The organism is Aliidiomarina quisquiliarum, assembly GCF_023922585.1.
In the GTDB taxonomy this organism is placed as follows: domain Bacteria; phylum Pseudomonadota; class Gammaproteobacteria; order Enterobacterales; family Alteromonadaceae; genus Aliidiomarina; species Aliidiomarina quisquiliarum.
Map to the genome: position 1 here is coordinate 94,720 of NZ_JAMFTN010000025.1, position 10,257 is coordinate 104,976.

Genomic DNA, 10,257 nt, shown 5'->3' on the forward strand with positions numbered 1-10,257 from the left:
CCAGTTTTGGCTTGTCTCATAGTATATTAACTAAAGATACTATAGCTATAATAATAGCAGATGCGAAAATTATTAGTTTAGTATTGCGTCGGAATGAGTGTATAGCACTTGGTGTTGTAATTAGCGCAAGTGGAGCCCTACTTATTTTAATCAATGGTATTTTAAAACACTCTCTTAATTGTTTTTTTATAGGAAAGTAGTAGGTGCTTGCTACTAAAATACAATCAAAAGAATAATCACCAGAAACAAGTTTTGAGGGGGGAATTACCTCAACACCTAAAACTTTCTTACCATGTAGATCAATATCATTATCACTGAATGCAATAACTTCAAATTGCTCAGGAAGTTTAATTAATGTCAATTGTCCCGCTGCACCGGCGCCAAAAATTACAATGCGTATTTTGCTTAAGTAATTAATATTAGCTGCACGTTGAACACCATATTTCCAACGTGAGGGCAAATAACGGATGAGCAACCTAAAATCGGTCGATATTAGGTTGTACTTACCTTTCCAGCCAGCATGTTTATATAAAATCTTATCATGTTCGCGTGTTATTCTTCGTATTAGTTTTAAAGCCTGTTCTAGATCTAAATTTAATAGACCCACTCGTAAGGCTTTAATATAGTCTTCAAATTGTTGACACGCTAAGATATGAAAGCGATATTGCGAAAAACCAGAGCTTGGAATTCTTAGATTATTTTCACCAAGTACCAATTTGATTATTTCTGGTGTTTTTCCGCTCACTTTTTTACCAAAATTATTGGGGTGCCGTCTATAATATATAAGAGGCTCTTGTAAATAGAATAAATCCCCACCTAACAATGAGCGAAAGTACATTAAATGGTCTTCGTAATCGGGTGCATAATAAGGTGTACCAAATCGTAAATACAACTCTCTAGAATAAGCTAGTGCTGCGCCAACAAAAGGAATTGGATACGGACTATCTAAATAAACATTTAACCTTTCAAAAGAGCTTAATTCTTGCAGATTTCTTTGCCAAAGATACTGCTGTGTTCTATCCGTTTGAAGATCATTACCATATTGGTCTATTTCATTTAAGCCATGCGCAATAACTTCAGGTTTACCATTGGCTAGCCATACTTCGACAAGACGACTTACACGATTTGGAGCGGAGATATCATCACCAGCAGCAGCTACTATAACCTCTCCTTCTATAAGGTTATCCATAATAAATTTAAAATGATTTCCAATTCCTAAGTTCGCTTCGTTTAAATTTACTTTAATACAGTGCGGACCTTTATAGCCTTCAATTTCACTCATTATTATATCTACTGAATGATCAGTAGAGGCGTCATCTGAAATTATTATTTGTAGATTGCTATAGTCCTGCGCAAGTGCTCCAGAAATAGCTTCTTTTACATACTCTTCTTGCTGAAAAACAAGCAATATCATCGAAACGCGCGGTAAGTTAATATTCGCATTATCAGTAGTATCATTTATTTCCATGATTTAAATCCTGCACTTGTATGGGCATGATCCTGCCAATATTTTTAAACACTTTTGACATTTCAGAAATATTCTTAAATATTACTGTTTGGGGCGCTTCAGCTTTTACTTGTACTGGAATTATTTCACTCCAATCTGATAGGAATACAGAATCAATTGAAAATGCTTTAGCACAGGTAAGGTCGTACATACTATCACCAATAAATAAAGCTTCATCAGCTTGCATACCAGCTATAATTAATCGCTCTAGATGCTCCATCTTGTCTATTGGGCTTCCGTAAATACCACCATCGAATAATGATGACAAGCTTCTTTGTTCGAAGACATCTCTTAGCTCGTTTTGGTCACCACCTGAAATAATGGTCCAGCTACTTTGAGCTGTTTGAGCTCTAAAGTCAGATAATCCAGGAGCTATATCACAAAGAAGCAATTGTTCGTATACTCGTTGCGCATAACAATCGAGTAACACTTGGTAATCAGCTTTGTCGGAACACGGTGAGTATTTATCTAGTAGCCAGCGAAATTTTTGGTAACGGGATACTCCCCCAGTAGACAGGTGATACGCTACTAAGTCCTCAGCAGCTGAACTACCGTATGCTTTTGCGCAGGCTCTGAAGGCATCTGTTTTAACTCGATTTGCATCTAATATAACGCCATCGCAATCAAATAAATAATGTTTATAATAGGGCTTCATAAACTAACTAGCTTCTCTGTTAGAAGCAGCTCTGCCAGCTTGAAGTCTTCAGGCCAGTCTATGTCAAAGCCCTCAAAGCGACTCATAGGATATAACTTAACTTTGTTTCCAATACGATCATTGTAGTTGCGGTAATTAGCGGCTGAGCTTATAAATGCACAACTATTAACTTCATGTACCGGCTCCAATGTTTGTGTACGAGGCCATTGGTTAAGTTGTCTATCATAGTTAATGGGTTGTTCATGAAACCAAAAAAAACCTTGATGCGCTGTAGTTGTCATCAATGAGTCGTAGCCATGTTTAAGTGCCTCATAATAGGTAGCAATTAGTGCAGCATATTGGGTGTTTTTAACAAACGGAGAAGTCACATGAGTCCAAAGAATATCTCCGTTTGGTATTAAGTCTAAAGCATGATTTACCAACTCATTGGTCTCAGTTGTATTTTGACTAAGCTGTGTCTGCCGCTTATGAATTGTTAATTTGGTATTTTTAAGATTAACCGCATAATCTAGAATAACTGGGTCGTCTGTAGAAAGTACTACTTGGTTAATAACATCACAATCAAGTAACTGAGCAAGTTTAATTTCAATTAACCCCATACGCACATTAGCAAAACGCTTCCAGTTCTTATTTGGGATTCGTTGGCTACCTTGTCGACAGGGTAGAAAAGCAGTCATACTCATACGTTGCCTCCACATAATCCGTAGATGCTCGCTTGAGGAATTTCATAGCGAGTTTGAGTAACCGCCAGCAACGGACTGGCACCTGCCGTTGACTGATATTGTTGTAACAGTTGGTTCATTTCGAGATTGCGCCGATCATCTCCAGCATAGCCATCAAAGCCGGCCATGAGTACTTGTTCTACGTTAGCAGAAGCAAGTGCAGCCAGTGCATAGCCAATGACTAAACTAGTTGGAATATGACAGCTTGTAAGTGAAAATGAGAAAAAATCGTCACTAACATGCATACCGAAATTTAATATCTGTTTACTTTTTTCCAGCCGCGCACTGATCTGAGTAGGCAATAAGCCCAAGGGCGTTATGAGTGGTTGTGGTAACTTTAATAGTTGCTCTAGGTCTGCGAGTAATCGGATAGGATGGCAGGCTATACGATAGTCAATATGTTCTTGTGCAATAGATGACTGAGTGTTAAGAGCAATAACAACAGGCCGATTGTTCCTTATATAGTCTTCAATTGCCACACGATGCTCATTTACACTTGGACCTGTACCCAGCAGCAAAATAACACGCCCAGAGAAAGCAGTTTTCGGTGACCACTCAGTATACTGAACTGAATTGTATGATTGCGGCTGGCGTGAGAGTTGACGCATATCAAAACTTTTGCCTTGCTGCCCTTTAAGTTTATCTAGAGCAGCGATAATATCCTCTTCGCTGTAGCGCGAATCATTCATCATTTCTTGAACGTAACTGGGGTGAATCCCAAGTTTCCCACTTAGGTAATAGAATGGATTCGTACCCCAACCGCTTTGATGTTTTAATGGTGCAAAATAAGAGCTAATAAGCTTTAATAACGGAACCATATCACTCAGTTCTGAACGAGTAGTTTCAATTAATAATTCTTCAGTTTTAGCATTCCCAGGCCCACGTCCCATCCCAGTAACAGTACAGTCCACCCACAGAGCCCCTGAGTCAATGGCTGCGATGGAGTTTTGTAGTGCCAAACCAATATTATCATGAGTATGAATACCTATGTCTCCTTCCCAACCCTGACGTAAAGCTTGAATCACTGTATTTACATGTGTAGCGCACATGCTGCCCAAGCTATCAGCAAAGTACAACACATCGACAGGGGCGGTACTAATTTGCTTAGCGTAAGTACCAATATGAGTAGTACTCAAATCAGATATTTGCATCATATTAAGGCCAACCTTATAACCCTGATTTTTCAACCAAAATACGGCAGGCAAGGTTGCTTCTATTTCGTGGCTGTGGCAAGCGAGTCGCACAATATCAACCGGAGATTGTGCTGCCGACACAGGGAACATTTTTTTTAAGGTTACTGGTATATTGTCGCTCTTTAAGAGTTCTGCTGCATTCACCATCACAGCAACCTGCAAACTTGGATCTATATCTAATTGTTCTAAATACATATCAGTAGTATAAGCGTTCGGCCCTTTAAAACCATCGTTAATTAACGAGCGTAAGCCGAGTTCAACAATATTTACCTGTGCAGCGGCCATAGCTCGAAGATAGCGGTTGACTACATCTAGTTCAAAGTTCCACTTGTTGTAGTAGCCACCGTCTCTAAGTGTGCAATCAAGAATAAACATATAATTCTCGCCTTTAAGCTCTTGGATATACGTCAATGAGTGAAAAAGAGGATTTGTTTTTAATAACTATGTTGCGACTTTTAGCCATCAAATATATAGATTTGTGGGCATAATATGTATCGGCTGTTACCGACATTAATTCATGCATTGTAAAAGGTAATTTCCGTTGCGGATTTTTTCGCATGGGGACAAGTTTTGTTTTACCATAGTAATGCGTATATGAAATAAGTAGCTCGTTAGTTTGTTGATTAACTTGGGCATCCATATGAAAGCTTAAATCAGCACCATATATATCAATGTTAGAGTATCCTGTTAATACTGCAATGTAAGTCGCATAAATCAACACATTGAAAAGTGGTGGGATTAAGTCCGTAGTCTCATATAGGTGAGTAGTTACAGATGTTGATATTTTTATTGGGATACTACAAACAGGACAACCACCAAAAAAAACCAAAGTGATATTTTTATTATTAATAGATTGACGAAGAAATTTTTGATTTGAAATAATTGGAACATATATTTTTAATGGCCAGTTAACTGTAGTCAAACTTTTAAAGAAAACCTCACGCTTTTCCTTCAATTCTTCGGCGGTGTCATCAGCCCAAAAGTAAGCGTCTAATAACACATGTTTACTTGGCTTCAATTCTGAGAAAACTGGATCTTCACTAAAGTGGTTGACGGTAACAAAGTCTACATTACCAATCTGAGCAGTTAATGCAGAAATGTCTTTCTTTAGTGATGGCCCATTACCAATAACTAAACAATTATTATGAATCTTTGGATGTTGATAACTTTTTAAATCTACACCGCCTAACTTACGGGATTTGGAAAAATTGCGACGTGATAGTAGCCAAAATGCTATCTTAAAAGAAAGGCTTGTCATATTTATAACCATCCATAATGATAAGGCTAGAAAGATCCAGCTAGTTTAAGAGATAACTTTCGAAAGCCATTTAAAGGCCAGCTTTTTACATCACAAAAAGTCTAGTTGTACTATTTTTTTTCTAGCTATTAGGTTATTAGCAATTAATTTAGCTATAACCTTATCTTCATAACCTACAGAAGCTAGAACTAGCCTATCAATTTGATAGTTTATAAGGTGTTCGGGAGGAAAAATGTTTTTATCAGCATTATGCAAAGCAGTAGACTTATCAAATACTAAACAATCTCTACCTAATATATTAATAATAATATTCCCGATAGTACCAAAGCCATAAACAGCAATGTTGCTATGTTTCTCAGCAAGCGCTAATACTTGTTCGCTCACCTTATCGTATAACCTTTTATACTCCAGAGAGGCTTCCTTACAAAGGCTGCTTTGATTTGCATTAACTACATCCCTAAAAAAAAGTACATTTATTTTCGACAATGCAATTTTGTAATCTTTGCTGTCACTAAAAAAACTCAAAACTTTAACCCTGTTTGTATGCATCAACCAAAGTTTAGAGCTTGTGTTATCTTCATGCCGTCGATATAAGGCAACTTCTTCTGGATATGTTCTCAACACCTCACCTTTTTCTGTCAACTTCAGCCACATATACCAGTCTTCAATTTTTATGTTTTCGGGGTACCCACCTATTTCTTTTAACTTGCTAGTCAAGATCATAGCCCCGGGAGCGTTAGGCATGTTTATATGCCGCATTAAGTCACTAAATGTGTGCGTTAACACCCTGTTTAACTTCATTTTGTTATTGACTATAGCTCCGATCTCTCGCATGACCCCAAATGCTGCGTTGTGATTTGTTGTTTCTAATTTTTCAACTAAAAATGATGTTTTGTGCTGCAGCAGCACGTCGTCTGAAGCTATGGGAGCAAAGTACTTGCCACGGCTCCAATCCAGAGCTTCATTTAAAGTTGCACACAGGCCTTTATTCTCTCTATACCTCGTCTGAAACCTAACAAACCTTGCGTGGCACAGCTCAGATAACCTCTGAATTACTTCAACTGAAGCATCAGAAGAGCCATCATCAATAATTAGTAGCTCTATCTTTTTATAGTCTTGATTAATGACGCTTAAAATAGTTTCTTTAATAAACTGCGCATGGTTAAAACTGGGGATAATTACTGTAACTACAGGGGACTCATTTGGCATTTACTTACCTTTATTTTAATTATCATTTTTAACTATCTCAATATAAGTCTTAGAGTTCTGCAGCTACACTTTAACCTACTGTTAATACACTACGAAACTAACGAAAATCGTTACAAATAGCAGATATATACTCGATATCATCAATTGGCAAGGTGGGGCCCATAGGCAAACTTAATACTTCATTATGTATAGAGTCGGTAAGTGGATAGCTAACCTTGCCAGTTTGTCTATAAGCACCCTGACGATGAGGAGGTATTGGGTAATGAATCAAACTTTGAATATTATGTTTTTCTAAGTGTTGCTGTAGCTCTGCTCGCTTTGCTGTTCGAACCACAAACAAATGCCAAACATTGTCTTTATTACCTAGTTCAGGAAGATAAATTAGTGGGTTATGGATATGCTCCAAGTAAATTTTAGCCGCTTTGCGTCTTTTAGATATTTCGATATCCAAGTATTTCAGCTTGACACGCAGAACAGCAGCCTGTATCTCATCCAGCCTGCTATTCACACCTTGGTATTTATGCTCATACTTACGAGTACTTCCGTAGTTTCCTAAAGACCGAATCATAGTTTCTAGCTCGCTGTCCCCAGTTGTAACAGCGCCCGCATCACCTATCGCACCAAGGTTCTTGCCAGGATAAAAACTAAAGCCACTAGCATCTCCCCAAGTGCCAACTCTCTTCCCATGCAGCTCTGCACCGTGGGCTTGTGCCGCATCTTCCAAAACCAAAAGTGAATATTTGTTAGCAATATCCATTATCGCTGGCATATCAGCAGCTCGACCATACAAGTGAACTGGCATAACTAATCGCGTTTTATTGGTAATAGCTCGCTTCAGCTTATAAGGGCAAAGGTTATATGTTTTTGGATCTGGCTCAACAAGTATGGGAGTCAATTTGTGCTCGGTGACGGCCAAAATAGTCGCAATAAACGTGTTTGAAGGAACAATTACTTCATCTCCTTCTTTAAGTTTTCCCATAGCAATCCATGCTCGAATAGTTAAACTCAAAGCATCCAACCCATTTCCAACGCCGATTGCATGTTTGGCACCACAGTACGATGCAAACTCGTACTCAAAACTGTTTAGCTCAGATCCCCCAATATACCAACCCGAGTCAATAACTTTACTTACGGCTAAAATTAATTCATCACGATATTGTTGATTTATAGATTTCAAATCTAAAAATGGAATCATTTAAGGTACCTAATTATTTTCGCAGGATTACCAGCAACAATAGCATTTTCAGGAACGGATTTAGTGACCACTGCGCCTGCACCTACCAATGCTCCTGCGCCTACTGTCACGCCAGGTAAAATGGTTGCATTTGCACCAATGCTTGCTCCTGAGCGAATGGTTATACCAGCGAGCTTAAATTGATGTTGTTTAGACCGTGGATACAAATCATTGGTAAAAGTTGCATTTGGGCCAATAAACACATCATCTTCTACCCTCGTTCCATCCCATAACTGAACGCCAGGCTTAATAGTTACATTACTTCCAATAATGACATCATTCTCAATAAAAACCTGCGCGTTAATGTTACAATTGTCTCCTATGACCGCCTTTGGAAGGACAACACAATATTGCCAAATTGATGTACCCACGCCAATACTTTCACTTTGCACATCAGATAATTCATGTATGAAAACCACTAACTAACCTCCTTTAAGAAGTTTTCGTAGTTTCTAATGTAATCTGCTTCATCATAATGTTCACTTGCGAGTACCAACAAAATGCAGTCATCACTAAAGTCATGCATTTCTCTCCATACGAAGCCATTAATCAAAAGCCCTTTTAAGGACGAATTTAACCAAGCCTCTTCACGAGTTGCTCCATCGTCTACTACCATACGGCAGCTGCCAGCAATACAAATTACCACTTGCTGTAGTTTTTTATGCGCATGAAAGCCCCTGCTGACACCCTTTTTTGTATCAAAAATGTAATATACTCGCTTGATAGTAAATGGTACGTTTTTGTTACCCTCAAGTGCAACTAAAGAACCCCGTTCATCACCGAGTGGGGGGAAATCTATAAACTTCAATAAACTCATTTATTCACCTTTGAAAGCATTTATCGCAACCACTGAAGTTTTCCTCGTTTGTAGTCACTTTTGGTAAAGTAATAAAATGTCTAACATCTTGTTCTTTATCGTACCTATCGCTATATTATTTAATAATATTGTACATCACTTCGATGTGTAGACTTCTCAACATAAAAGTAACCTATGACAAAATTCTATCAATCTCTTCACATATACTCAGGGTATGCTCGTCAATATGAGAAGGATTTTAAGCCCGGTGATCAACCTGAGCTAACATTTACGCAACTCAATGATCATTTACGTCAACATGGTTACTATCAGTCATACATCCTTGATCCTCCAGTAAATACTGATGACAGTACTTTTTTTAACATCTGGGACTACAGACGTGTACAAAACCTTTGGGCTAAAGAGAACAACTTGCCTGACGATAGCTCCCTTCGCAATATAAGACTAGCTCAAATTGAGTCTGTACAACCTGATGTTATTTTTGATATGTCTCCATTTGTTGATACAGACTTTATCAAAGAGCTTATTGCCATATATGGCAAAGATAATATTCGATATATTTGCTGGAACTCGTACATTAAGGAATATGCCATGACATTTCCTGAATATCATGGTCATACATCATTACACAGACCCTTTGTGAATCACTGGAATCTAAACGGCATCCCTGCTTTGGAGTTGCAACCGGGAATACCTAATAGATGGTTGAAAAATAGCGTAGGTTCGGAGCGAGATATTGACATACTTTTCTACGGACAGTATTTAGAGAGTATATTCCAAAATAGAAAGAAAGTGATTCAAGGGCTTTTGAAACGAAAATTACATGGCAATGACAAAATTGAAGTTTACTTGCAAGTAGCCAATAAAAGTGCGGAAGAGTCATTAAGTGATTACTTAAGTTTAATCAAAGCGCCAGTTTTTGCAGAGACGCTGCATGAAAAGCTAAAGCGAACGAAAGTAGTGGTCAATACCTATGGCGATAATAACCAACACTATAAAAGCAATGCCAGAGTATTTGAGGCTATAGGGCATGGTGCACTATTAGTATCAGAGCGCGGCACTTATCCAGCGGGCTTTGTGGATGGGGAAGACTACATTTCTTACAATGGTTTGGAGGAGCTGAATGAAGTATTAGATGAAGTTCTAAACCACTGGGAACGCTACGACAAAATTCGCAAAAATGCACAGCTTAAAATTTCAAGACTGTACAGCAGCACGATATATTTTAACAACTTCAAAAAATTTGTCGAATATCTATAACAAAAAGTTAACTTTGGGAAATGTTGCTTTGTTAAAATTACAGGTTTAACAAAACAACAACTAGTTATACTATTTAAAATAAGTCTGAGTACACTCAGGATCGAATGGTATAATGTCAAGCCCCCCTAGCAAGTTTGCTTTCGACAAATCCTCTATCATACTTTCAGTATGTCTTTCTGTAGCCAAAACAACTGTATCTATGTGTATATTGTCACTTAATAAATCAGTGATAGTAAAAACAGGAGTGTCGCAAAAAGAGTCTATAATCGTGGAGTTGTCAACAACGGGTGAAAACTGATCCACTTTTGTCCTAAAAACAACGGAGTAAAAGTGATCCACCCTTAGCTAATTTTATACTTCAGACGCCGACTACAAAGTGATCCACAAAAGTGCTCACTCAGC

10 protein-coding genes are annotated in these 10,257 nt (G+C 38.1%); 1 reads left to right on the forward strand and 9 read right to left on the reverse strand.

What is annotated here, in order from left to right:
- Positions 1–16: 16 nt before the first annotated feature.
- From M1L23_RS11380 to M1L23_RS11420, 9 genes are all read right to left on the reverse strand, one after another.
- Positions 17–1,468 carry a glycosyltransferase gene (locus M1L23_RS11380; protein ID WP_252627509.1) on the reverse strand — a complete coding sequence of 484 codons (1,452 nt, stop codon included), beginning with the start codon at positions 1,466–1,468 and terminating at the stop codon, positions 17–19.
- Positions 1,455–2,162 (reverse strand): HAD family hydrolase, encoded by a 708-nt coding sequence (locus M1L23_RS11385; protein WP_252627510.1) that lies wholly within the window; start codon positions 2,160–2,162, stop codon positions 1,455–1,457. The genes M1L23_RS11380 and M1L23_RS11385 overlap by 14 nt, the downstream gene beginning before the upstream one ends.
- Positions 2,159–2,845 carry an acylneuraminate cytidylyltransferase family protein gene (locus M1L23_RS11390; RefSeq protein WP_252627512.1) on the reverse strand — a complete coding sequence of 229 codons (687 nt, stop codon included), beginning with the start codon at positions 2,843–2,845 and terminating at the stop codon, positions 2,159–2,161. The genes M1L23_RS11385 and M1L23_RS11390 overlap by 4 nt, the downstream gene beginning before the upstream one ends.
- A complete protein-coding gene (locus M1L23_RS11395; RefSeq protein WP_252627514.1) occupies positions 2,842–4,452 on the reverse strand; it encodes an aldolase catalytic domain-containing protein in 1,611 nt (536 codons plus the stop codon). Before M1L23_RS11395 ends, M1L23_RS11390 begins: the two co-directional genes overlap by 4 nt.
- A gap of 13 nt (positions 4,453–4,465) precedes the next feature.
- Positions 4,466–5,335: a hypothetical protein gene (locus M1L23_RS11400; protein ID WP_252627515.1), complete on the reverse strand. Its 870-nt coding sequence runs from the start codon at positions 5,333–5,335 to the stop codon at positions 4,466–4,468.
- Positions 5,336–5,425: 90 nt separating this feature from the next.
- Entirely contained in the window at positions 5,426–6,544 is a 1,119-nt protein-coding gene (locus tag M1L23_RS11405) for a glycosyltransferase (protein WP_252627516.1), read from the reverse strand.
- A 97-nt stretch (positions 6,545–6,641) separates the two neighbouring features.
- Positions 6,642–7,739 carry a DegT/DnrJ/EryC1/StrS family aminotransferase gene (locus M1L23_RS11410; RefSeq protein WP_252627518.1) on the reverse strand — a complete coding sequence of 366 codons (1,098 nt, stop codon included), beginning with the start codon at positions 7,737–7,739 and terminating at the stop codon, positions 6,642–6,644.
- Positions 7,736–8,197: an N-acetyltransferase gene (locus tag M1L23_RS15020; protein WP_252627519.1), complete on the reverse strand. Its 462-nt coding sequence runs from the start codon at positions 8,195–8,197 to the stop codon at positions 7,736–7,738. Before M1L23_RS15020 ends, M1L23_RS11410 begins: the two co-directional genes overlap by 4 nt.
- A complete protein-coding gene (locus M1L23_RS11420) occupies positions 8,197–8,595 on the reverse strand; it encodes a sugar 3,4-ketoisomerase (RefSeq protein ID WP_252627520.1) in 399 nt (132 codons plus the stop codon). Before M1L23_RS11420 ends, M1L23_RS15020 begins: the two co-directional genes overlap by 1 nt.
- 174 nt (positions 8,596–8,769) lie before the next feature.
- Between M1L23_RS11420 and M1L23_RS11425 the strand changes: the two genes are divergently transcribed.
- Positions 8,770–9,855 carry a glycosyltransferase family protein gene (locus tag M1L23_RS11425; RefSeq protein WP_252627521.1) on the forward strand — a complete coding sequence of 362 codons (1,086 nt, stop codon included), beginning with the start codon at positions 8,770–8,772 and terminating at the stop codon, positions 9,853–9,855.
- Positions 9,856–10,257: the final 402 nt, after the last annotated feature.

Excerpts from the sequence above, each read along its gene's own strand:
- M1L23_RS11380 (WP_252627509.1), bottom strand. The coding sequence starts at position 1,468 with ATGGAAATAAATGATACTACTGATAATGCGAATATTAACTTACCGCGC.
- M1L23_RS11385 (WP_252627510.1), bottom strand. The coding sequence starts at position 2,162 with ATGAAGCCCTATTATAAACATTATTTATTTGATTGCGATGGCGTTATA.
- M1L23_RS11390 (WP_252627512.1), bottom strand. The coding sequence starts at position 2,845 with ATGAGTATGACTGCTTTTCTACCCTGTCGACAAGGTAGCCAACGAATC.
- M1L23_RS11395 (WP_252627514.1), bottom strand. The coding sequence starts at position 4,452 with ATGTTTATTCTTGATTGCACACTTAGAGACGGTGGCTACTACAACAAG.
- M1L23_RS11400 (WP_252627515.1), bottom strand. The coding sequence starts at position 5,335 with ATGACAAGCCTTTCTTTTAAGATAGCATTTTGGCTACTATCACGTCGC.
- M1L23_RS11405 (WP_252627516.1), bottom strand. The coding sequence starts at position 6,544 with ATGCCAAATGAGTCCCCTGTAGTTACAGTAATTATCCCCAGTTTTAAC.
- M1L23_RS11410 (WP_252627518.1), bottom strand. The coding sequence starts at position 7,739 with ATGATTCCATTTTTAGATTTGAAATCTATAAATCAACAATATCGTGAT.
- M1L23_RS11420 (WP_252627520.1), bottom strand. The coding sequence starts at position 8,595 with ATGAGTTTATTGAAGTTTATAGATTTCCCCCCACTCGGTGATGAACGG.
- M1L23_RS11425 (WP_252627521.1), top strand. The coding sequence starts at position 8,770 with ATGACAAAATTCTATCAATCTCTTCACATATACTCAGGGTATGCTCGT.